The organism is uncultured Methylobacterium sp., assembly GCF_964251405.1.
Taxonomy (GTDB): domain Bacteria; phylum Pseudomonadota; class Alphaproteobacteria; order Rhizobiales; family Beijerinckiaceae; genus Methylobacterium.
Genome location: NZ_CAXUJR010000001.1, coordinates 94,138 through 116,290 on the forward strand (window position 1 = coordinate 94,138; position 22,153 = coordinate 116,290).

Genomic DNA, 22,153 nt, shown 5'->3' on the forward strand with positions numbered 1-22,153 from the left:
AAGGCGTCGAGGATGCGGGCCTCCAGGGTCTTGCCGAAGCTGTCCGAACGCCAGAGGTCGCGCACCAGAGCGGCGGCGTCCTCGGTCAGGGATTCGGCCTTGAAGGCCAGTGCCAGGGCGAATTTGCCCGGCGCGCTCGCGGGCTTCGCCGACGAGAAGAAGGCGCGGACCACGGCCGGGCTCTTCCTCTCGGTGAGAAGCGCCTCTTCGGCCCGACGGCGCAGGAGCGGGCCGGCGGGCCAATCGGGGTTCGTCCGGGTGAAGGCGACCGTGCGCTCGAATCCGATGCCCGCTCCGGCGCGGATCGCCACCCATTCCAGCAAGGCCCTGGCCGCCGGGTCCTTGAACCCGTCGCGCAACCGGTCTCCCTCGGTCACGCGGCCCTTGCGGTAGGCGTCGATGGCGCCGCGCAGGGACTCGATGTCGGTGTCGCCGGAGCGTGACAGGCGCGCCGGGTCCGGCAGTTCCGGCACGGGCGCGGCCGGGGTCACCGCGGCGTCCGGAAGCGGGAACGCCATGGGCGCGTCCGCATCGGCGGACGCGTAGGCATTCACCGCCGCGCTCTTCGTCGCGACGGGTGCCGTCGAGAGCGGTCTCACCGCCGCTTCCGGGGTCGCGAGCTCCACCTTGGCGGCATCGGCCGAGACCGGGTCCACCACGGCCTTGGAGTCCGCGAGCAGGGACGTCGGCGCGGTGGCGTCGGTGGCCGGCACCCCCTCGTTCGCCCGCGCGATCCCCGCGGGGGCGGCGAGAATGAGGCCGATCCCGACGGCGAGGAGGCTGCGGGCGGAGGCGATGGTGACCGTCATCGTGCGTCTCGTCCCACTGGGAATCGGGCAAGGAGGGCGACCGAACGCCAAGCTCGCATCGGGGATGTTAAGGAAGTGTCAACCGTGTGCCGTGAGCGTTTGCGAAGGCGCGGCCGACGGCCTATGTCTGCGCCGCTGCAGAGGCCGCATCGCCGCCAAAGGTCCCTGCGCGACACAGTTTGACGGCCGGGAACGCCAGGATGACCGACACGACACGCCGCCGGCTGAAGGGCGCCATGACCGCCCTCGCCACGCCGTTCAAGGACGGCACCTTCGACGAGGCCTCCTTTCGGGCATTCGTGGCTTGGCAGATCGAGCAGGGCATCCACGGCCTCGTCCCCACCGGCACCACCGGCGAGAGCCCGACGCTGACCCACGACGAGCACGACCGGGTGGTCGAGGCTTGCGTCGCGGAGGCGGCCGGCCGCGTGCCTGTCATCGCCGGCGCCGGCTCGAACTCGACCGCCGAAGCTGTGGCCCGCGCCCGCCATGCGGAATCGGTCGGGGCCGACGCCGTCCTGGTGGTGACGCCCTACTACAACAAGCCGACGCAGGCCGGGCTCTATGCCCATTTCAAGGCCGTCAACGATGCGGTCGGCATTCCGATCATCATCTACAATATTCCTGCGCGTTCGGTGGTCGACATGAGCGTCGAGACCATGGCGCGGCTGTACGAACTCAAGAACATCGCCGGCGTGAAGGATGCGACGGCCAAGCTCGACCGTGTCAGCCTGCAGCGCCAAGCCATGGGCGAAGACTTCATCCAACTTTCAGGCGAAGATGCGACGGCGCTCGGCTTCAATGCCCATGGCGGCGTCGGCTGCATTTCCGTGGTCTCGAACGTGGCGCCGCGGCTCAGCGCCACTTTCCAGGAGGCGACCCTTGCGGGGGACTACGCCAAGGCCTTGCAGATCCAGGATGCTCTGCTGCCGCTGCATATGGGGCTCTTCGCGGAATCGAACCCGTCGCCGGTGAAGTACGCCCTCTCGCGCCTGGGCCTGATGCGCGACGAGTGTCGGCTGCCGCTGCTGACCGTGAGCGAGCAGACGAAGGGCATCGTCGACGCCGCTCTGCGTCACGCGGGGATCATCGAGGCTTAGGCAGCCTCGCAGAACCCTGTCCGGCAAACCATATCGTCAGATCCGGTGCCAAGGCGCACCCGGCCCCAACCGGCATTGAGATGGCTCCCAAACCCGAACCTTCCCGGCGCATCGTCGCGGACAACCGCGCCGCCCGCTACCATTACGAGATCTCCGACGTCCTCGAGGCGGGCATCGCGCTGACCGGCACGGAGGTGAAATCCCTGCGCAAGGGCAAGGCGACGATCGGCGAGGCCTATGCCGGTCCGTCGGGCGACGACCTCGTGCTGTTCAACGCCTATATTCCCGAATATCTCGAAGCCAACCGCTTCAACCACGAGCCGAAGCGGCCGCGACGCCTGCTCCTGCACCGGCGCCAGATCGACAAGCTGATCGGCGCGACACAGCGCGAGGGCTACACCGTCGTGCCGTTGAAGATCTATTTCAACGACCAGGGCCGAGCCAAGATCGAGCTGGGCCTGGGACGGGGCAAGAAGCTCCACGACAAGCGAGAGACCTCGAAGCAGCGGGATTGGGATCGCGATCGGGCCAGGATCCTGAGAGATCGGGGGTAGAGACGCCGGAACCGTTCGGACACGAAGGGATCAACAATGAGCCAGGATTACTCGTCCCTTCCCGACGACCTCCCAGCGCCGTCGGACGACGGTGCCGCGCGCCACCTCGAGGGCATGATCCTGCCCGACGTGTCGCTGGCCGCCACGGATGGAGGTCGCGTCTCGCTGGCCAAGCTCAAGGGCCGCACGGTGGTCTATGCCTATCCGCGGACCGGCGAGCCGGGCCAGCCCAACCTCGTTTCCGACTGGGATGCCATTCCCGGCGCGCGCGGCTGCACGCCGCAATCCTGCGCCTTCCGGGATCATCATTCGGACCTGATCGCGCACGGCGTCGGGCAGGTGCACGGCCTTTCGACCCAGACCAGCGCCTATCAGGCCGAGGCCGCAAGCCGGCTGCACCTGCCTTTCACGCTGCTGGCCGACCCGAACCGGGCCTTCGCGACAGCCATACGACTGCCGACCTTCGAGGCCGCCGGCCAGACGCTGCTCAAGCGCCTGACCCTCGTGATCGATGACGGACGGGTGACGAAGGTGTTCTATCCGGTGTTTCCGCCCGACCGCAGCGCCGAGGCGGTGCTGGTCTGGCTCGCGCAGCAGGAGACGCCGAGCGCCTAATCCTCGACCGCCGAGCCGTCGGTGTGACGGATGCCGTAGCGGCTTTCCAGCCCGGGGCTCGGACGGGCTCCCACCGGGCGCTCGGAGGGCTCGCGGCTGCGGGTCTCGGTAAAACTGCGCGTTCCCCGTTCTCCAGGATCGCGGCCGACCTTGGGGATCAGTTGCACGAGGTCGAGGAACTCGTCGGCCTGCCGCCGCAACTCGTCGGAGACCATGGCGGGCTGGGTCTGGATCGTGGAGACGACGGTGACCTTCACGCCCCGCCGCTGCATCGCCTCGACGAGGGAGCGGAAATCGCCGTCGCCGGAGAACAGGACCATGTGGTCGATATGGGGCGCGAGTTCGAGGGCATCGATGGCAAGCTCGATGTCCATATTGCCCTTGATCTTACGACGCCCGGCGGAATCCGTGAATTCCTTGGCCGGTTTCGTGACGACACGGTAGCCGTTGTAGTCGAGCCAATCGATCAAAGGGCGGATCGAGGAGTATTCCTGGTCCTCGATCATGGCCGTGTAGTAGAAGGCTCTGATCATGTTATCGCGGGTTTGAAATTCTTTCAGCAAGCGTTTGTAATCGATATCGAAACCGAGAGCCTTGGTGGCGGCATAAAGATTGGCGCCATCAATGAAAAGCGCGCTGCGCTGTTGTGTTGACATGGAAAGACCTGTTTTATGTATGTCTTCTTCGCAGAAGCGAGATCTTCGACTCGCCCTCGGCAATCAAAATGAGAGTTGCTGTCGTCAGGGATGCTGAGGCGTGGAGCGATCGCTCCGTCGAGAGATCGCGAACCTGAATATCCACGGACTCTGGATGGTAGGCGCCCCCAATAAATGTCGGAGGCACTCCTGACCATAAAATATCTTGCCTTCTATCGCACTGTCAACTGAATACAAAATAGAAGCAAATATTTCTTCTTGGTGTTATTACTACAAGTTGTCGAAGATCTACCAGGTATCGTTTTCGGTGTGGGCCGGTCGTCGTACTCCTGTTGGCGAGGGCATCGATGCCTGAATTCCATCACCTCGCCGATGTCATACGGCTTCCGGGCTTCACGGCCGGAAGGGCGGCGAGTTCAGGGGGCAATGCGTCGGCAGCATAAGCCGGAATGTCGAGGGTGACGAGGCTTGCGAGCCGCAGGCCGATGTCGCCGCGCCCGCCCGAGCGGTCGATGAGGCAGGCGGCCCCGACCACTTCCCCTGCCTCGCCGGAGAGGGAAGCGAGGCATTCCCGGGCCGAGAGGCCCGTGGTGACGATGTCCTCGACGATGACGGCACGGGCCCCGGCCGGGATGCTGAAGCCCCTTCGAAGGGTGAAGGGACCCCCGGGCTCGCGCTCGACGAAGATCGCCTTCGCGCCGAGGTGCCGTGCAGTCTCGTAGCCTGGAACGATGCCGCCGATCGCCGGGGAGACGACGATGTCGATGGCGCCGAAGGTCTCCTTGATCAGCGAGGCAAGGACGCTGCAAAGGCGCTCGGTCCGGACGGGATCGGAGAAGATCGCCATCTTCTGCAGGAACACGCCGGAATGCAGGCCGGAACTCAGGATGAAATGGCCTTCGAGCAGGGCGCCGGCCTCGCGGAACTCGGCGAGCACGTCCTCGGGTGTCATGAATCCAGCTCCAGCGGCCTGTTCGCGTCGTGGCCGCTTGTGGCAGCGGCGGGAGGGGGACGCAAGGAAGGCGACGAAACAGGCGCCCTCAGCCGTTCACGCGATCGACCTTGCTCACTGCCCGCTTGCCGCGCAGTTCCGCGATGATGGCGTTGAGGTGCTTGAGGTCCCAGACCGAGAGGTCGATCACGATCTCGGTGAAGTCCTGCGTGCGCCGTTTCATCGAGACGTTGTCGATGTTGCCGTCATGATCGGCGATCACCTGGGCGATCTGCGCCAGCACACCCGGCTCGTTGATCGATTGCAGGGCGAGCCTGGCCGGGAAGCGCTCGCTGCCCCCCGCCTCGACGTCCCAACGGACGTCGAGCCAGCGTTCGGGCTCGTTGTCGAAGGCGGCCAGCGCCGCCGACTGGATCGGATAGATCGTGACCCCGATGCCGGGCGTCAGGATGCCGACGATGCGGTCACCCGGGACCGCGCCTCCGATCGGCGCGAAGGTCACGGCAAGATCGCTGTCGAGACCGCGGATCGGGATCGCCTCGGAATGAGTGACGTCGGGCAAAGTGGCGTCGGGGATGGCGCCTTCGGGGAAGGTCAGACGCATGGTCTGGTCCTTGGCGAGGCTGAGCCGACCGGCGCCGCCGGCGGCAGGCTGCTGAAGGGGCGACGACCCGAGCCGGCGCTCCTCTTTGAAGTCCGGGTAGACGGCCTTGACCACGTCCCCCGAGAACATCTCGCCTCGGCCCACCGCCGCGAACACGTCCTCCGCCGAAACGCGCGCGAGGCGGGGCAGGACGCCGCGCAGCTTGTCCTCGGTGAAGCTTTTTCCGGCGCGCTCGAAGGCACGGTCGAGGATCTGGCGGCCGAGACCGGCATATTGCCGGCGCACCGCCACGCGGGTCGCGCGACGGATCGCCGAGCGGGCCTTGCCCGTGACGACGAGGGATTCCCATGCCGCCGGCGGCGACTGCCCGTCCGAGCGGGCGATCTCGACCTCATCGCCGTTGGCGAGTTCGTAGAGGAGCGGCGCCATCCGGCCGTTGATCTTCGCGCCCACCGCCGAGTTGCCGACATCGGTGTGGACCGCATAGGCGAAGTCGATCGGCGTCGCCCCACGCGGCAGGGCGATCAGGCGGCCCTTGGGCGTGAAGCAGAAGACCTGGTCCTGGAACAGCTCGAGCTTGGTATGCTCCAGGAATTCCTCTGGGCTGTCGCCCTCGGCGAGGAGTTCGATGGTCCGGCGCAGCCACTGGTAGGCGCCGCTTTCCGTAACCAACCGCGGATGCATGCCGACCGCGTCCTTGTCGCCGGTCTCCTTGTAGTGGGCGTGGGCGGCGATGCCGTACTCGGCGATCTCGTCCATGGCGGCGGTGCGGATCTGGAGTTCGACGCGCTGGCTCTTGGGGCCGATGACGGTGGTCTGGATCGAGCGGTAGTCGTTCTGCTTCGGCGTCGAGATGTAGTCCTTGTAGCGCCCGGGAACCATCGGCCAGCTCGTGTGAACGACGCCGAGCGCCCCGTAGCAATCCTCGACTCGCTCGACCACGACGCGGAAGCCGAAGATGTCGGAAAGCTGCTCGAACGCGATCGACTTGCGCTCCATCTTCGACCAGATCGAGAAGGGCCGCTTCTGGCGGCCGGTGACCTCGGCCTTGATCCCACGGGCGGCGAGCTTGGCGGTGAGATCCTGCTCGATGCTGTCGACGAGCCGTTCGGAGCGCGCGGAGAGGTCGGTGAGGCGCTGCGTGATGGTGGCGTAGATGTCCGGCTTCAGGTTGCGGAAGGCGAGGTCTTCGAGCTCCTCGCGCAGCTCCTGCATCCCCATCCGGCCCGAGAGCGGGGCGTAGATGTCGAGGGTTTCCTCGGCGATGCGCACCCGCTTCTCGGGGGGCATGTGGTGGAGGGTGCGCATGTTGTGCAGGCGGTCGGCGAGCTTGACGAGGAGCACCCGCACGTCCGCCGCCACGGCGAGCAGCAGCTTGCGGAAGTTCTCGCCCTGCACCGCGCGCTTCGAGACCAGGTCGAGGCGCTTGAGCTTGGTCAATCCATCGACCAGCGCCCCGATCTCGGGGCTGAAGATCTCGCTGATCTCGTCGAGCGTCGCAGAGGTGTCTTCCACCGTATCGTGCAGGACGGCCGCGACGATGGTGGCATCGTCGAGCCGCAGGTCCGTCAGGATGGCGGCGACTTCGAGGGGATGAGCGAAGAACGGGTCGCCGGAGGCACGCTTCTGGGTACCGTGAGCCCGCATCGCGTAGACGTAGGCGCGGTTGAGAAGGCCTTCGTCAGTCGCGGGATTATAGCGCTTGACCCGTTCGACGAGCTCGTACTGGCGCATCATCCGCCGCGTCACCCTTCCCTGCTCGCGCCGCCCCGTCGCGGACGAGTTGTCCCGCATCGCTACCCGACACGCCAGACCCGATGGCGTCGCATCGCAGCGATTTTGCCCTCACGGACATGAAAAACCCGGCGCAGTGGCCGGGTTTCGTGGCTGTGGTCCGATGAAGTGGATCGCCGGGTGGCTATTCGGCTTCTTCTTCCGTCTCAGTCGGAGGGGCGAGGTTCTCAAGTCCACGCAGAAGGTCTTCCTCGCTCATGCGATCGAACTGCACCGCGCCGTCGTCGCTGGTCGAGGGCGGAGCAACCGAGGCGGCTGCCGGCGAGCTCGAGAGAAGCGGCACGGTCTCGGCCTCGGGCTCGTCGACTTCGACGTATTTCTGCATCGAGTGGATGAGCTGTTCCTTGAGGTCGTCGGCCGTGATGGTGGCGTCGCCGATCTCGCGCAGGGCACAGACGGGGTTCTTGTCGCGATCGCGATCGATGGTCAGGGGAGCGCCGGCAGCGAGCAGACGGGCACGGTGGCTCGCGAGCAGCACGAGCTCGAAGCGGTTCTCGACCTTGTCGATGCAATCTTCAACGGTGACGCGAGCCATGGCGGGCGGCTCCTTCCTGAAAACGAAAGCTTGGGGACTGCCGCGGCTCTTACACCGCTTGACGCCCTGCAACAAGGAGCGCGCGACGACCGGCCGTCGGTTGTTTTCGGCGCAACCCATCTTTGGGTGCCATGTTGACACAGGTTGCGGGCGGTGCGACTGCGCCGCCCTCTTAGGCACGACCCGGCACGACGAGGACCGATGACGCGCGCATGCATCTTTCCGGGGCAGGGCAGCCAGTCGGTCGGCATGAGCCGTGCCCTGGCGGACGCCTTCCCTCAGGCGCGTCTCGTCTTCGAGGAAGTCGACGCGGCGCTCGGCGAGAACCTGTCGCGCCTGATGTTCGAGGGTCCCGCAGACGAACTCACTCTGACGACGAACGCCCAGCCTGCCCTGATGGCGGCGAGCCTCGCGACCCTGCGTGTGCTCGAAGCCGAGCGTGGCCTCGACATCGGGCGAGACGTCGCGTGCCTCGCCGGCCATTCCCTTGGTGAATACACGGCCCTCGCGGCGGGCGGCACCTTCTCCATCACGGACGCGGCCCGGCTGTTGCGCCTTCGCGGCGCGGCCATGCAGCGGGCCGTGGCACCGGGCGCAGGCGCGATGGCGGCGCTGATCGGGCCGGATGCCGAGACCGCGGGCGCGATCGCCGCAGAGGCGGCCGGTGGCGAGGTCTGCGAAGTCGCCAACGACAACGGCGCCGGTCAGGTGGTTCTGTCCGGAACGAAGGCGGCGGTCGAACGGGCCCTCACCATCGCGCAGGCGCGCGGCGTCAGGCGCGCCGTGATGCTGAACGTCTCGGCGCCCTTCCACTGCTCGCTGATGGAATCCGCCGCAGAGGCCATGCGCGATGCCCTGTCGGGCGTGGCGCTCGGGGTGCCCATCGTGCCGGTCTATGCCAACGTTCTCGCAGGTCCCGTCACGGACCCGGAAGCGATCCGCGCCGCCCTCGTCGCCCAGGTCACCGGTACGGTGCGCTGGCGCGAGTGCGTCCTCGCCATGGCGTCCGCCGGCGTCGACAGCTTCCACGAACTCGGCGCCGGCAAGGTGCTCACCGGTCTCGTCAAGCGGATCGTGCCGACGGCCGCCGCCGGCGCGGTGGGCACGCCCGAGGACGTTGCCGCATTCCCGGACCTGCGCTGACACCGCGCGTCGCTTATCAGAGAGCTGCCCATGTTCGACCTGACCGGCCGCAAGGCCCTCGTCACCGGCGCCACCGGCGGCCTCGGCGGATCCATTGCCCGGGCGCTCCATGCCCAGGGCGCCGCGGTGTCGATCTCGGGCACACGGAGTGACGCCCTCGAAGCTCTGGCCGCGGAACTCGGCGGGGAACGGGTCCACAGCCTCGTCACCAATCTTTCCGACAAGGACGCGGTCGAAGCCCTGGTCCCGGCGGCTGAGGCCGCGATGGGCGGGCTCGATATCCTGGTGAACAATGCCGGCATCACCCGCGATAACCTCTTTCTGCGCATGAAGGACGAGGAATGGGATGCGGTCATCGCCGTCAACCTGACGGCGGCGTTCCGGCTCTCGCGAGCGGCCGTGAAGGGAATGATGCGCAGGCGGCACGGCCGCATCGTCAATATCGGCTCGGTGGTGGGCTCGACCGGCAATCCGGGCCAGGTGAACTACGCTGCCGCCAAGGCGGGCCTCGTCGGCATGACCAAGGCGCTCGCGGCCGAGGTCGCCAGCCGCAACCTCACCGTCAACTGCATCGCACCGGGCTTCATCACCTCGCCGATGACCGACGGACTCAACGACAAGCAGCGCGAGGGCATTCTCTCGCGGGTCCCGATGGGACGGCTCGGCAGCGGCGGCGACGTCGCCTCGGCCACCGTCTATCTCGCCTCCGACGAGGCCGGCTACGTCACCGGGCAGACGCTGCACGTCAACGGCGGAATGGCGATGTATTGAGCGTTCCGGATACTGTAATGCTGCGATGCACGCAGGTTTGCGGGAGCACATTCTGCCGAAAAACCACAGGTCTGAACGGCTTGTGAACGGCCCCTCGCCAGCGCCGGAACCCTATGCTACCACCCCGCTCGCCGTGCTTGGGGGTTGACGGATCAGCGTGCAGCGGGTTTGCAGAACCACGCGCGATCGGACAAACGCCGCCTCGGACACATCACCTGATCTGAAGCGCGGCCACGGCGCCTTCACCATCACGATCGAATAGCTAAGGACCAAGAACGATGAGCGATATCGCTGAGCGCGTGAAGAAGATCGTTGTCGAGCACCTGGGCGTCGAGCCCGAGAAGGTGGTCGAGGGCGCGAACTTCATCGACGACCTTGGCGCCGACAGCCTCGACACCGTCGAGCTCGTGATGGCGTTCGAGGAAGAGTTCAACGTCGAGATCCCCGACGATGCCGCCGAGACGATCCAGACCGTCGGCGATGCGGTGAAGTTCCTGGAGAAGAACTCCGCTTAAGCACTGTTGCGGGGAGGCGCCTGGAGCGGGGTCGAACGACCCCGCGCGTCGAACGTTTCAGGATGATGGGATCGATTCGGGATAGCGCGATGCGTCGGGTGGTGGTGACAGGTCTCGGCATGGTGACGCCGCTCGGCAGCGGCGTCGAGGCCACCTGGAGCCGGTTGATCGCCGGTGACAGCGGTGCCGCCAAGGTCACGGCGTTCGAGGTCGCGGACCTCGCCTGCCGCATCGCCTGTTCCGTCCCGCTCGGCAACGGCAGCGACGGGACCTTCGATCCCGATGCCTGGATGGAGCCGAAGGAGCAGCGCAAGGTCGATCCCTTCATCGTCTACGCCATGGCTGCCGCGGGCCAAGCGCTCGACGACGCCGGCTGGCACCCCAAGACCCACGAGGACCAGTGCGCCACCGGCGTGATGATCGGGTCCGGGATCGGCGGAATCGGTGGGATCTACGATGCGTCCGTCACCCTCCACGACAAGGGACCCCGGCGGATCTCGCCGTTCTTCATTCCTGGCCGGATCATCAACCTCGCCTCCGGGCAAGTCTCCATCGCCCACGGGCTCAAGGGTCCGAACCACGCCGTCGTGACCGCCTGCTCGACGGGCGCCCACGCCATCGGCGACGCCGCCCGCCTGATCCAGTTCGGAGACGCCGACGTGATGCTCGCCGGCGGCGCGGAATCGCCCGTGAACCGGCTCGCGCTGGCGGGCTTCGCCGCGTGCCGTGCGCTCTCGACGGGCTTCAACGAGGATCCGACCCGCGCCTCGCGCCCCTACGACAAGGACCGCGACGGCTTCGTGATGGGCGAGGGTGCGGGCGTGGTCGTGCTCGAGGAATACGAGCATGCGAAGGCGCGCGGCGCCAAAATCTATGCCGAGATCGTCGGCTACGGCCTGACCGGCGACGCCTATCACATCACCTCGCCCGCTCCGGACGGCGACGGTGCCTTCCGCTGCATGACGGCGGCAGTGAAGCGGGCCGGCATCGACCCGTCGAAGATCGACTACATCAACGCGCACGGCACCTCGACGCCCATGGGCGACGAACTCGAACTGAAGGCGGTGGAACGGCTGCTCGGCGATGGCGCCTCGCAGGCGGCGATGTCGTCGACGAAATCGGCGATCGGGCACCTGCTCGGTGCCGCCGGTGCCGTGGAGGCGATCTTCTCGGTGCTGACCATCCGCGACGGCGTCATCCCGCCGACGCTCAACCTCGACAACCCCTCTGTCGAGACGGCCATCGATCTCGTCCCGCACGAGGCGAGGCGCAAGCGCGTCGATATCGTGCTCTCGAACTCCTTCGGCTTCGGCGGCACCAACGCGTCGCTGGTCATGCGCCGCGTCGAGGACTGAGCTACCCGACGGCAACCCGTTCGCCAATGGAGCCGGAAACGTCTCGATCTGTTTCGGGACGCGAGGCCACGGCGCCGGCGGACGAGACTTGCAGGTCGGCGCAGATCTCCGGGTCCGAGAGCCAGGCCGCGACACGGGCGCAGACGAGACGATCCCGAGGCTGGTCCCGGTACAGTGCGAAGCTCCGTTCGATGAAGGCCTCGATCGTCAGGGTCCGGGACCGGCCGGCCTTCGCGATCTCCGGCGTCAGGAACAGTGCACTGTCCGGGACGCCGTAATGCTCGGCGATCTCGGGGTAGACCGGCCAGGTCCCGAGGCGGATGAAATCGTCCGAGAGATAGGCGTCGAGATCGCAATCGCCGAAGGGAATGCCGGCTTTGGCGAGAAGGCCGCGGGCGAGATCGGCGGCGACGTACATCTTGGGGTGATTGTTGGTGTGCATGAAGCAGCCGCGCCGGGTCCAGCGTGCGAGATCGGCATCGAGGTCGTAGCCGGCCTGTTGACCCAACGTGCGCAGGAACCCGACGGACTCGTTCCATCCGTCGAAATAGCCGAGCCGCCGATAGACCGAGGCCGCGAACAGGCGCCGCGTCTCCTCCGGTGAGAGGCCGGCCCGGAAGCCGAAGAGCGCCAGCGCCGAATGCGAACGCCCCATCGGACCGACCAGCAGGTTGCCGTCGCCGGGAACCTCCTCCTCGCCGACATGGACGAGGTCGGGATGGAAGGCCGGGAAGACGATCAACGGTATCAGGATCAGGTTCGATGCCGCCCTGAGGGTCTCGATATCGCCGCTGTCCCTGAACGCCGGCAGGTAGGTGTTGGCGAAGACGACGTCGTGGGATTGCGCCTCCGCGATGAGGTCGCCGATGCGCGGGAAGGCCTTGGCGGCGCCGAAGGCGGATAGGAAGCTGACGTCCGCGTCGGGAAGGAGAAGCCGCATCGCGCGGGCGATCGCCGCTCCCTGGCAGATCCCGATGACGAGGATGCGCGGCGACCCCGGCCGGCTCTTCTCGCCAAGGCGAGATCGGGCGCCGCGTTGAACCCTACGCAGAACATCGATAATCGGCATGGGCGCGTTTTCTCACCATTGCCGCGCGAGGACAAGCATCGGCCCGGAGCGCCGTTCCGTAGCCGCAGGAGAAGCCGTGGCGTCCGATCCCCTCTACGCGACGAACCCCTATTCGAGCCTGCCGGAGCGGCGCTCGTGGCGCCGCGCCGTGGCCGGGACGCCGCCCTTCGCCCTCGACCCGACCGGCGGAACCGTGTTTCGTCTGAGCCGGACCGAGCGCATCGCCACGGCGGGAAGCTGCTTTGCCCAGCACGTGGCCCGAGCCCTGAAAGCCGGCGGCTTCAACTTCCTCGTCGCTGAGCCGCCCGGAGGCGATGTCCCGGCCGGGCCGAAGGCGGATGGCCTCGGCGCCGAGGCGGAAGGGGATTTCTCGGCGCGCTACGGTAACATCTACACGACGCGCCAGCTCGTTCAGCTCTTCGACAGGGCCTTCGGCACCTTCGCACCCAACCTCGTCGCCTGGCAGCGCGCGGATGGTCGTTTCGTGGATCCGTTCCGCCCTCGCATCGAGGCCGACGGCCATGACGGCCCCGAGGCCGTGGCCGCCGCGCGCGACGCCCATCTCGGCCGTGTCCGTACCCTGTTCGAGAGCCTCGACACCCTGGTCTTCACCCTCGGACTGACAGAGGGCTGGCGCGACCTTTCGGATGGCGCCGCCCTGCCGCTTCCGCCGGGGGTCGCAGGCGGGATCTGGGATCCGGAGCAGATCGGCTTCGTCAATGCGGGTGTCGCCGAGATGACCGCCGACATGCTGCGCTTCATCGATGCCCTGCGAACCGTGAACCCGGCCGCGCGCGTCATCCTCACGGTCTCGCCGGTGCCCCTCGCCGCGACCTATGCCGATCGCCACGTCCTCGTGGCCAACGCCTACAGCAAGGCCGCCCTGCGGGTCGTGGCCGAGGAGGTCTGCGCCGCGCGCTCGCAGGTGTTCTATTTCCCCTCCTACGAGATCGTCACGGCGCCTACGACGATCGGGCGATACTTCGCTGACAACCTGCGCGCCGTCACGCCAGCGGGCGTCGCCCACGTGATGCGCTGCTTCATGGCCCATGCGGATGAGGTGCACGAGCGCCCCGAAGCCACGCGCTTCGACCTCCGGGGCGAGAACCTGCGCACGGCCCAAGTCGTCTGCGACGAGGAATTGCTCGATTCCTGAAGAACGAGGTCGATGAAGCCGCCGATCCAGGCTGAATGACGATGATGCGTGCCCCGGCATCGCCTTTTGGCCATAAAAATCGATCAGGCTTTGGGGAACGTTGCCAAGCTTGACGCGTGCAGCGGCGCCGCGCCATTCAGAGGCAGCGGCGACGGGCGCCATCGAAGTCCGCACAGGATGTTCATGTTCCGCAGACGCCAACCGCCAGCCACTCCCGTCCAGGCGGACGAGCCGGCCCTCCCGAACCGCCTGTCGCCGCGTAGCCCGAGCGAGGCGATCAAGCCGACGGCGGCACCCCCGCCGCCGTTCCGCCCCAAGCGTCGGCGCGGCGGGCTCGTCGGCACCATCAGCGGCCTGCTCACCCTCTCCGTCGTGCTGGCCATCGGCGTGATGATCGGCCTCTCGGTCTTCCAGCGCCAGACCCGCGAACCGGGGCCGCTCCAGACCGACAAGGTCGTCGTCATTCCGTCCCGCAGCGGCACCAGCGAGATCGCCGAAGCGCTGACCCGCGAGGGGGTCATCAGCCATACCGGTGTGTTCGAACTCGCCGCCCGGCTGAGCGGCAAGGCCCTGAAGGCCGGAGAGTACCCGTTCAAGGCCCATGCAAGCCTGGCGGAGGTCATCGACGTCCTCTCCGCCGGGCGCCAGGTGCAGCACGCCCTCACCTTTCCGGAGGGCCTGACCAGTGAGCAGATCGTCGGCCGCCTCAACGAGGACGACGTCCTGGTAGGCGACATCAACGAGATCCCGCCGGAAGGATCGTTGTTGCCCGACACCTACAAGTACGAACGCGGTGCCACGCGGCAGCAGATCGTGAACCTGATGCGTGCCAAGCAGCGCGAGGTGCTCAACCAGATCTGGGCGCGCCGCAACGCCGACGTCCCGGTCAAGACGCCGGCCGAGATGGTCACCCTCGCCTCCATCGTCGAGAAGGAGACCGGCCGGGCCGACGAGCGACCGCGCGTCGCCGGCGTCTTCGTCAACCGCCTCAACAAGCGCATGAAGCTGCAATCCGACCCCACCATCGTGTACGGGCTCGTGGGCGGGCGCGGCACCCTCGGTCGCGGCATCCAGCGCTCCGAGATCGAGCGGGCGACCCCGTACAACACCTACGTCATCGAGGGCCTGCCGCCCGGTCCCATCGCCAATCCGGGCCGCGCCGCACTGGAGGCGGTGGCCAACCCGTCGCGGACCAAGGACCTGTTCTTCGTCGCCGACGGCACCGGCGGCCACGCCTTCGCCGAGACCCTTGAGGCCCATGCGCGCAACGTGGCGCGCTGGCGCCAGGTCGAGCGCAGCCGCCAGACCCCGGCGGCACCCGATGCCGGTGCCGTCGACAAGGCCGAGCCACCGGTGGAATCGGCCGCGGGCGGGAAGGCTTCGGCCTACGCGCCGGGGGGAGCGAATTTCGCGCTGGGTGCCGGCCCCGACGGGTCGGGCCAGAAGTCCAAGGCCTTCGATGCCTCGGAGGGGACCAGGCTCGATCCTCTGCGCAACCGGACCTTCGACCTGAACTCGGCGAAAACCGTCCCGGTGCTCAAGCAACCATGATCCTGTCGAGCATGACGGGGTTCGCCCGGGCATCCGGCACCACGGGTCCGGTGCAGTGGGCCTGGGAGGTCCGCAGCGTCAACGGGCGCGGCCTCGATGTTCGGCTGAGGGTTCCCAACGGGTTCGACGCCATCGGCGACGTGGCGCGCACGGCCCTGCAGCGCAGCCTGAGCCGTGGGCAGTGCCAGGTGAGCCTCACGCTCATCCGCCCGGAGGTCACACCCCGCATCCGGATCAACGAGGCGCTTCTGGCCTCGCTCGCGGCATCGATCGCCAGGGTGCCGCTTCCCTCTGGAATGGCGCCCGCGACCCTCGACGGCCTGCTCGGCATCCGCGGCGTGATCGAGGCGGACGACGAGCCAGGCGCAGAGGCGGAGACGCTGTCCCGCGATCTCTCCGAGGGCGTCGTCAGGCTGGTCGCCGATCTCATCGAGGCACGCAGGGCCGAAGGGCGGCAGTTGCGCGAGATCATCGAGGGCCAGCTCGCCGCGATGGAGGGGCTGACCGAGGCCGCCGAGGCGTGCCCGGCGCGCAAGCCCGAGGCCGTGCGCGCACGTCTGGCGGCAACGGTCGAGACTCTCCTGCAATCGGGCAGCTTCGACGCGGAGCGTCTGCATCAGGAGGCGGTGCTGATGGCCGCCAAGGCCGATGTTCGCGAGGAGCTCGATCGCCTGCGCGCTCACCTCGCCAGCCTGCGCGACCTCGTCGCCGGAGGGGGCGCCATCGGGCGCAAGCTCGATTTCCTCGCGCAGGAGCTCGGGCGCGAGGCCAATACGCTCTGCGCCAAGGCCAATGACGTCGCCCTGTCGCGGATCGGACTCGACTTGAAGGCCGTCGTGGAGCAATTCCGGGAGCAGGTCCAGAACGTCGAATAGGTTCGAGAAGACGATGACAGCGCAGACGATCGGGCGACGTGGGTTCATCCTGATCCTGTCCTCGCCGTCAGGGGCGGGCAAGACGACCCTGACGCGAGCCGTCGCCGGCGATGCGTCCTGGGGCCTCGACCTGTCGATCTCGGTGACGACCCGGCAGCGCCGCCCCTCCGAGATCGACGGCAAGCACTACACCTTCATCGACCGCGAGGCGTTCGAGAGCCTGCGCTCCCGGGACGATCTCCTGGAATGGGCGGAGGTCCACGGCAACTTCTACGGCACGCCGCGCCGCCCGGTGGAACGGGTGCTGGCGGCCGGTCGCGACATGATCTTCGACATCGACTACCAGGGCACGCGCCAGGTCCGGTCCAAGCTCGTTGACGACGTGGTGACGATCTTCATCCTGCCTCCGAGCATGGCCGAGCTGCGCAGCCGCCTCGAACGCCGCGCGGAGGATTCGCCCGCCACCATCGAGAAGCGCCTCGCCAATGCCCGCATGGAGATCCAGCGCTGGAACGAGTACGACTATGTGCTCGTCAACGACGACCTCGACGAAGCCTTCCGGTCGCTGCAGGGCATCCTCACGGCCGAGCGCCTGAAGCGGACGCGGCGCAGCGGCCTCACCGGTTTCGTGGAAGGATTGCTAAGCGAGGCCGACAGGACTGCCTGAACGCCGGGCTCAGCCGGTTCGCGGCGGCATGACGGTCGCCCGTCGCGCCTCGAGGCTCTGCCACAGGACCAGGGAGGGTAGGCCCAGGACCACGTCCGGCACGCGCTTGACCAGGGACAGCGCCAGCGCCGTGCCCGCATCGAGGCCGAACAGGCTGCCGACGAGAACGAAGCCGCCTTCCTGGACGCCGAGGCCGCTCGGCACGGGGAAAGCCGCGGTCTTGATGGCCTGGGTCAGGGCCTCGATCACGATCGCTTCCGCGAACCCGATACCCTCGACGCCGATGCACGCGAGGGCGATCCAGATCTCGAAGGCGCCCAGCAGCCACGCACCGAAGTGCAGGAGGATCGACTGGGCGAGCGCCGTGCGGCGATCCCTGGCCCAGACGGTATCGAGGGCATGTTGCACATCCGCGGCCACGGTGGCGGCGCCGGCTTTGGCGGCGTCCCGGGCAGGGGCATCGTCGCGAGACAAGCGGCGGCCGAGATCACCGAGCAACCGCGCGAACGTCCCGACCGCACCGGCGCGCTGGAACGCGAAGAAGCACGCGAGGACGACCGCCATGACTACGAGGGCATGGAGGGCCCAATTCGCCAGGGAGGCGGCCGCATCACCTTCGACCTGCATGAGCAGGACGACGCCGATCAATGTGAAAACCACCAGGGTCGCCGTCTGGAGCAGCAGATCGACCAGGATCGAGGCCGCCGCGGAGGCACCCGGGACCCCCCAGAACGTCAGCAGCCGGCCGCCGACCACGTCGCCACCGACCGATGCCACCGGAAGGAGCGTGTTGATACCCTCGCGCACGAAGCGCAGCATCACGTAGGGTCCATCGGCGACGGGAGCGAGACGGCCGAGGATTCGGCTCCATCCGAGCCCGCACAGGAGGATGATGGCCATCCGCACGAGGACGATCGCACCCAGTCCCCACGGTCCGATCCGCGCGAAGGCGGCACCGATCGCACCGAGATCGTTCGTGGAGACGAGCCAGACCGCGAGGCCGAAGCCGATGAGGGTTCCGACGAGCGGCAGGCGGCGCAGGACCCAACGCAGGATCACGGACCCGCGGCCGGGACTTGCCCGCACCTCGGTGATGCTCATGCGGTATCATCCCCGCGGTTCTCCAGGATCAGGGCGCGGACTGATGGCACGATCGTTCCCCCTGAGATGACGCGCCCGGTGCCATAGTTCGGGCCGCTCGGACGAGCCGCAATGCTCTCGCGGAGCGCCCATCCATCCTGGCAGTCGACCGATAGGGCGTCTTTGGGGCCGAAATCAGGGTATCGGCGACACGACGTGTGCAAGGCGCCGGCCCTGCGAGCGCGCGATCCGCACAACGAAAAGCCGCGTCCACAGCGGTGGACGCGGCTTTCGATATGGATCCCTTGATGCCGAAGCGGGATCTCGTCCGTTTCCGACCCGTCAGTGACGGTAATGCTGGATCCGCGTGGTCCGAAGTCCGGCGAGGCCGTGCTGATCGATGGAGAACTGCCAGCTCAGGAACTCTTCGGTCGTCAACGTGTAGCGTTGGCAGGCTTCCTCGAGACTGAGGAGACCACCGCGGACGGCGGCGACGACTTCGGCTTTACGGCGGATGACCCAGCGACGGGTCGTAGTCGGCGGTAGATCGGCAATCGTCAGGGGGCTTCCATCGGGCCCGATGACGTACTTGACTCTCGGGCGGTGCGGTTCGGTCATGATACGCTCTACAACTCGACTGACCTGTCGAGCCCCGAAGCTAGTCGCGCCCACTTAAAATATCTTGAAGCGGATCGATTGTATCCGAATCATCCCCAACTGCGTCATGTGGATAACCCTGTTCCGATGCTGCGGACGCTGGAGACGGGCAGTCGCGCATCGCCAATCAGGAGGACGGGTTCCGAGCCCGTGAGATCGATCGCGTCGACCTTGCCGGTGAGCTGCGTATCGACCGAAACCTTGCTTCCGGTCGTATCGACGGCGTCGACCTTGATCGAGTAGGTCCCGTCCGCCGAGCTGAAGCCGGACGACGACCGGCCGTCCCAGGTGAAGGTCTGGGCACCCGCGGTGAGCGCCTTGTTCTGTGTGGCGACCACGTTGCCCTTGGCATCGCTGATGGTGATCGTGGCCTTGCCGGCGCGCGAGGGGGTCAGGCTCCAGGTCGCAGCCCCCCCGTTGAGCTGCGCGGTCTTGCCGTCGGCCGTCACGGTCTGGCCGATGAAGCCCGTGGCGGAGGCCGCACTCGACGACTTGGCGTTCGAGAGGATGGAATCGAGCCGGTCGTTCGATTTGAGCTGCTGCTCCACGCCCGCATACTGCACCAGTTGCTGCGTGAACTGGTTGGTATCGAGCGGGTCGAGGGGATTCTGGTTCTTGAGCTGCGTCGTCAGCAAGGTCAGGAACTGGGTGAAGTTGCCCGCGATCTCCTGCTTGTCGGCGGATGTCGCCGAGCTCGAGGACGAGGCGGTATTGGTCAGTGAACTGATGCCGGCCGTCATGATGAAGCTCCTTCAGATCCGGATATCGATGCCGGCAATCCCACGCAGCATGCGTGGGGCGACGTAGTCGGTGAGAGGCTGTGGGAGGGATGGGTCCGCGCTCGGCGGACCGCCCCGGCCGTCCGTTCCGCGGCCTTCGGATCGTGGATCGCCCGATCCCCGGTCGCCGGCCATCCCGTCGCTCCGCAAGGACAACGAGATGCCAGCCCCAGGGTCGAGCCCGGCCTGGGCCAGAGCCTGCTGAAGGTTCCCGGAATCGCGCTGAAGCAGCGCCAGGGTATCGGGGCGGTCGACCACCACACTGGTCGTCACCGTGCCGAGGTCCTTGTCGATCTCGAGCCTGACGTCGATCCGGCCGAGATCGACCGGATCGAGCCGGATCTCGAAATGGCTGGAGCCCGACAGCGAGCGCAGCCCGATGGTCATCGGAACGGCGCCGATCGGCACGGGAGCACCCTGGTGAGGCGTCGGCAGCGAGGCTGGGGCCTCCAAGCTGGAATTGGCCGCAATTGATTCCGTGGAAGCGGTGGGGACGGTTGCCGCCATCAGGTCCTTCGCCGCCTCCGGCGAGACGCCGGAGAGGACGTCGGCGAAGGGGCTGCCGCCATCGCGCGGCTCAGTGACGGCGGACGTCGCGGAATCGGCTTCGTTCGACGCGGCTTGAACCGAGGTTGGACCGGGTCCGGCCAAATTCGTGACCGGGGCTGTGCCGTGTCCGCCTTTGCCATCGAGTGCGGTTCGCTGGACGGATTCCGGCGCCGGACCATGGGCCGGTCCGGGCTGCGTTTGCTCGGCCGCCGCGGTAGCGGGCAGCGTTCCCGAGGGGATGGGGCTCACCGAGACTGCGGCTGTCGCCAGGTCCTTGGCTTGGGCCTCTTCAGCCTGGGTCGCCTGGCCCTCGCCCTCCCGGCCACGTCCGTCATCTCCATTCAGTTTCGCCGAAGCCTCGTACTCGTCCTCAGAAGCGATCTCGGCGACGTTTCGGCCCGCCGGCGCGGATGCGGCCTGGGCCAGCACCCTCCCCACTGGCAACGGCGGCGACATCATCAAGGATGACTGGGCGTCCTGGGCTGCCCGTGCCTCCGAAGGCGCCTCGCTGGCCTTCTCGTCGTCCTTCTCGACGGGATCGCGCCCGGCTGGGGACACCTCGGCAGCCTCGGCTTCTGCCTGCCGGCTCGACACCGAACCCTGTTCGGTCGAAGGCGTTTGGCCCCGTCCTCCCAGCAATTGTTCGGGCCGTTCAGCGCGAATCTCGGACATCGACGCGGACGTGGCTCGCCGATCCAGGTTACGCTGCGCCTCACGCCGCTCCACGAGATCGGCGTCGGCTTTCCGATCGGTTTGAGCCCGTTCCAGCCGCGAGCGATCGGCCGCGCCGCGCTCGTCCTCGATCGTGAAGCGCTGGATCGGCAGAGGGTCGCGGCGGGCGACCATGCTGCCTTTGGCTGCCGCGCGAACGGCCTGCCCTGCAAACCCTTCCGTTTCCTGTAGCCGCATCGTCATTCGCCCAGTCTCGTCTCTCGCTACCATCGAGCAAGTCGTAAGCCATTTTGGGTCAATGCCAAGTATCTGAAGCAGCTATGTTTTTAGAACCACTCGATGAGATCGGCGGGTTGAAACCGGCGGATCGTGCCGCGCTCCGGCAAGATTTGCCGCCCTCGGTCGAAAGGATCGCCGTGGTCGGGCACTCATTCAGGCCATGCCTGGAACTTGCGCGCGAGGATCGATATAGGTTCAGCCGGGTGCTAACGGTCCGTTCCCACCGGACACCGGCAAACCGCGACGCGATGAACTCCCTCGACCTTCCCAAGGCCCCACACGAGACGCGGGTCGTCGTCGCCATGTCCGGCGGCGTCGATTCTTCCGTCGTTGCCGGTCTGCTCAAGCGGCAGGGCTACGACGTCGTCGGCGTGACGCTCCAGCTCTACGACCATGGCGCCGCGATCCATCGCAAGGGTGCATGCTGCGCCGGGCAGGACATCGACGACGCCCGGCGGGTCGCGGAGTCGCTGGGCATCCCGCACTACGTCCTCGACTACGAGGACAAGTTTCGCGAGGCCGTGATCGATCGATTTGCCGAGAGTTATCTCGCCGGCGAGACCCCGATCCCCTGCGTCGAGTGCAACAGGTCGGTGAAGTTCCGCGACCTCCTCGGCCTCGCCCGCAGCCTCGACGCCGATGCCCTGGCGACGGGCCATTACGTGGCGAGCCGACCGGTCGCCCCCGGCGGGCCGGCGCGCGCCCTGTATCGCGCCCTCGATCCGGCCCGCGACCAGAGCTATTTCCTCTACGCCACGACGGCCGAGCAGCTCGACTTCCTACGCTTTCCGCTGGGCGAGTTGCCCAAGGACGAGACGCGGCGCCTCGCGCGCGAGCTCGGCCTTTCGGTGGCGGAGAAGGCCGACAGCCAGGACATCTGCTTCGTGCCGCAAGGGCGCTACGCCGACGTGATCGCGCGGCTGCGGCCGGATGCGGCGAGGCCCGGCGACGTGGTCGATCTCGAAGGCCGCGTTCTCGGACGCCACGACGGCATCATCCACTACACGGTCGGCCAGCGCCGCGGCCTGAAGCTCGCGGTCGGCGAACCCCTCTACGTCGTCCGGCTCGAACCCGATGCCGCCCGCGTCGTCGTTGGGCCGCGCTCGGCGCTGGCCACGAGCCGCATCCGGCTGACCGACGTCAACTGGCTCGGCCCGGTGCCGCTCGCCGACATTGCCGAGTTGCCGGTAGCCGTGCGCGTTCGCTCGACCCGCGAGCCGCGTCCGGCAATCCTGTCCTACGATGCGGCGACGGGCCATGCCGACGTGGTCCTGGGTACGCCGGAGGACGGCGTCTCGCCGGGGCAGGCATGCGTCCTCTACGCCGATGACGGGCCGCGTGCCCGCGTTCTCGGCGGCGGCACCATCCGGCGGGTCGACGCGTTGCAGGCGGGGACAGCCCGCGCCGCTTGAGCCG

The 22,153-nt window shown here is 67.5% G+C and carries 22 protein-coding genes and 1 pseudogene; 13 read left to right on the plus strand and 10 right to left on the minus strand.

The genetic code is table 11. From position 1 onward, the window contains the following. Window positions 1-809, minus strand: a pseudogene (locus ACFE7U_RS00480) (lytic transglycosylase domain-containing protein); the annotation flags it as partial. 200 nt (window positions 810-1,009) lie between these two features. Here ACFE7U_RS00480 and dapA point away from each other — a divergent pair. From dapA to ACFE7U_RS00495, 3 genes are all read left to right on the plus strand, one after another. Continuing rightward, window positions 1,010-1,909 carry a 4-hydroxy-tetrahydrodipicolinate synthase gene (gene dapA / locus ACFE7U_RS00485; protein ID WP_375407758.1) on the plus strand — a complete coding sequence of 300 codons (900 nt, stop codon included), beginning with the start codon at window positions 1,010-1,012 and terminating at the stop codon, window positions 1,907-1,909. Window positions 1,910-1,989: 80 nt separating this feature from the next. Continuing rightward, window positions 1,990-2,463 carry an SsrA-binding protein SmpB gene (gene smpB / locus ACFE7U_RS00490; protein ID WP_375407759.1) on the plus strand — a complete coding sequence of 158 codons (474 nt, stop codon included), beginning with the start codon at window positions 1,990-1,992 and terminating at the stop codon, window positions 2,461-2,463. 36 nt (window positions 2,464-2,499) lie between these two features. Beyond that, window positions 2,500-3,078 (plus strand): peroxiredoxin, encoded by a 579-nt coding sequence (locus ACFE7U_RS00495; protein ID WP_375407760.1) that lies wholly within the window; start codon window positions 2,500-2,502, stop codon window positions 3,076-3,078. On the opposite strand, the gene ACFE7U_RS00500 is transcribed toward ACFE7U_RS00495, so the two are convergent. The 4 genes from ACFE7U_RS00500 to rpoZ all read right to left on the minus strand — a co-directional run bounded on the left by ACFE7U_RS00500 (window position 3,075) and on the right by rpoZ (window position 7,619). Further along, the gene (locus ACFE7U_RS00500; protein WP_375407761.1) at window positions 3,075-3,734 is read right to left on the minus strand and encodes an NYN domain-containing protein; all 660 of its coding nucleotides are present in this window, start codon (window positions 3,732-3,734) and stop codon (window positions 3,075-3,077) included. The two genes, ACFE7U_RS00495 and ACFE7U_RS00500, sit on opposite strands and share 4 nt — an antisense overlap. Window positions 3,735-4,095: 361 nt before the next feature. Then, complete coding sequence (pyrE, locus tag ACFE7U_RS00505; RefSeq protein ID WP_375407762.1) at window positions 4,096-4,686, minus strand: orotate phosphoribosyltransferase; 591 nt, start codon at window positions 4,684-4,686, stop codon at window positions 4,096-4,098. 88 nt (window positions 4,687-4,774) lie between these two features. Next, on the minus strand, window positions 4,775-7,027 hold the full coding sequence (locus tag ACFE7U_RS00510) for a RelA/SpoT family protein (RefSeq protein ID WP_375407763.1): 2,253 nt from the start codon (window positions 7,025-7,027) through the stop codon (window positions 4,775-4,777). Window positions 7,028-7,208: 181 nt separating this feature from the next. Next, window positions 7,209-7,619: a DNA-directed RNA polymerase subunit omega gene (gene rpoZ / locus ACFE7U_RS00515; RefSeq protein ID WP_375407764.1), complete on the minus strand. Its 411-nt coding sequence runs from the start codon at window positions 7,617-7,619 to the stop codon at window positions 7,209-7,211. Between the two features lie 201 nt (window positions 7,620-7,820). Here rpoZ and fabD point away from each other — a divergent pair, with 201 nt between their 5' ends. The 4 genes from fabD to fabF all read left to right on the plus strand — a co-directional run bounded on the left by fabD (window position 7,821) and on the right by fabF (window position 11,403). Next, a complete protein-coding gene (fabD, locus tag ACFE7U_RS00520; protein ID WP_375407765.1) occupies window positions 7,821-8,762 on the plus strand; it encodes an ACP S-malonyltransferase in 942 nt (313 codons plus the stop codon). Between the two features lie 30 nt (window positions 8,763-8,792). After that, complete coding sequence (gene fabG, locus ACFE7U_RS00525) at window positions 8,793-9,533, plus strand: 3-oxoacyl-[acyl-carrier-protein] reductase (RefSeq protein ID WP_375407766.1); 741 nt, start codon at window positions 8,793-8,795, stop codon at window positions 9,531-9,533. A gap of 278 nt (window positions 9,534-9,811) precedes the next feature. Then, on the plus strand, window positions 9,812-10,048 hold the full coding sequence (locus ACFE7U_RS00530; RefSeq protein ID WP_018044468.1) for an acyl carrier protein: 237 nt from the start codon (window positions 9,812-9,814) through the stop codon (window positions 10,046-10,048). An 89-nt stretch (window positions 10,049-10,137) separates the two neighbouring features. After that, complete coding sequence (fabF, locus tag ACFE7U_RS00535) at window positions 10,138-11,403, plus strand: beta-ketoacyl-ACP synthase II (RefSeq protein WP_375407767.1); 1,266 nt, start codon at window positions 10,138-10,140, stop codon at window positions 11,401-11,403. 1 nt (window position 11,404) lies between these two features. Here the strand turns inward: fabF and ACFE7U_RS00540 are convergent, their stop codons facing one another. Further along, complete coding sequence (locus ACFE7U_RS00540) at window positions 11,405-12,472, minus strand: WcbI family polysaccharide biosynthesis putative acetyltransferase (RefSeq protein WP_375407768.1); 1,068 nt, start codon at window positions 12,470-12,472, stop codon at window positions 11,405-11,407. 76 nt (window positions 12,473-12,548) lie between these two features. Here ACFE7U_RS00540 and ACFE7U_RS00545 point away from each other — a divergent pair, with 76 nt between their 5' ends. The 4 genes from ACFE7U_RS00545 (at window position 12,549) to gmk (ending at window position 16,721) form a co-directional block, all read left to right on the plus strand. Beyond that, window positions 12,549-13,628 carry a GSCFA domain-containing protein gene (locus ACFE7U_RS00545; protein ID WP_375407769.1) on the plus strand — a complete coding sequence of 360 codons (1,080 nt, stop codon included), beginning with the start codon at window positions 12,549-12,551 and terminating at the stop codon, window positions 13,626-13,628. A 183-nt stretch (window positions 13,629-13,811) separates the two neighbouring features. Continuing rightward, window positions 13,812-15,179, plus strand: coding sequence for an endolytic transglycosylase MltG (gene mltG, locus ACFE7U_RS00550; RefSeq protein WP_375407770.1), 1,368 nt, complete (start codon window positions 13,812-13,814; stop codon window positions 15,177-15,179). Then, on the plus strand, window positions 15,176-16,054 hold the full coding sequence (locus ACFE7U_RS00555; RefSeq protein ID WP_375407771.1) for a YicC/YloC family endoribonuclease: 879 nt from the start codon (window positions 15,176-15,178) through the stop codon (window positions 16,052-16,054). The genes mltG and ACFE7U_RS00555 overlap by 4 nt, the downstream gene beginning before the upstream one ends. A 13-nt stretch (window positions 16,055-16,067) precedes the next feature. After that, the gene (gene gmk, locus ACFE7U_RS00560; protein ID WP_375407772.1) at window positions 16,068-16,721 is read left to right on the plus strand and encodes a guanylate kinase; all 654 of its coding nucleotides are present in this window, start codon (window positions 16,068-16,070) and stop codon (window positions 16,719-16,721) included. A gap of 9 nt (window positions 16,722-16,730) precedes the next feature. On the opposite strand, the gene ACFE7U_RS00565 is transcribed toward gmk, so the two are convergent. The 4 genes from ACFE7U_RS00565 to ACFE7U_RS00580 form a co-directional block, all read right to left on the minus strand. Beyond that, window positions 16,731-17,822 carry a flippase-like domain-containing protein gene (locus ACFE7U_RS00565; RefSeq protein WP_375407773.1) on the minus strand — a complete coding sequence of 364 codons (1,092 nt, stop codon included), beginning with the start codon at window positions 17,820-17,822 and terminating at the stop codon, window positions 16,731-16,733. A gap of 321 nt (window positions 17,823-18,143) precedes the next feature. Next, window positions 18,144-18,419: a DUF1153 domain-containing protein gene (locus tag ACFE7U_RS00570; protein WP_055885701.1), complete on the minus strand. Its 276-nt coding sequence runs from the start codon at window positions 18,417-18,419 to the stop codon at window positions 18,144-18,146. Window positions 18,420-18,523: 104 nt separating this feature from the next. Further along, window positions 18,524-19,198 carry a flagellar hook assembly protein FlgD gene (locus ACFE7U_RS00575; protein WP_375407774.1) on the minus strand — a complete coding sequence of 225 codons (675 nt, stop codon included), beginning with the start codon at window positions 19,196-19,198 and terminating at the stop codon, window positions 18,524-18,526. A 12-nt stretch (window positions 19,199-19,210) separates the two neighbouring features. Further along, entirely contained in the window at window positions 19,211-20,344 is a 1,134-nt protein-coding gene (locus tag ACFE7U_RS00580; protein WP_375407775.1) for a flagellar hook-length control protein FliK, read from the minus strand. A 60-nt stretch (window positions 20,345-20,404) separates the two neighbouring features. Here ACFE7U_RS00580 and ACFE7U_RS00585 point away from each other — a divergent pair, with 60 nt between their 5' ends. After that, window positions 20,405-20,689 (plus strand): hypothetical protein, encoded by a 285-nt coding sequence (locus ACFE7U_RS00585; RefSeq protein WP_375407776.1) that lies wholly within the window; start codon window positions 20,405-20,407, stop codon window positions 20,687-20,689. Window positions 20,690-20,985: 296 nt separating this feature from the next. After that, window positions 20,986-22,149: a tRNA 2-thiouridine(34) synthase MnmA gene (mnmA, locus tag ACFE7U_RS00590; protein ID WP_375407777.1), complete on the plus strand. Its 1,164-nt coding sequence runs from the start codon at window positions 20,986-20,988 to the stop codon at window positions 22,147-22,149. The last annotated feature ends 4 nt before the right edge of the window (window positions 22,150-22,153 follow it).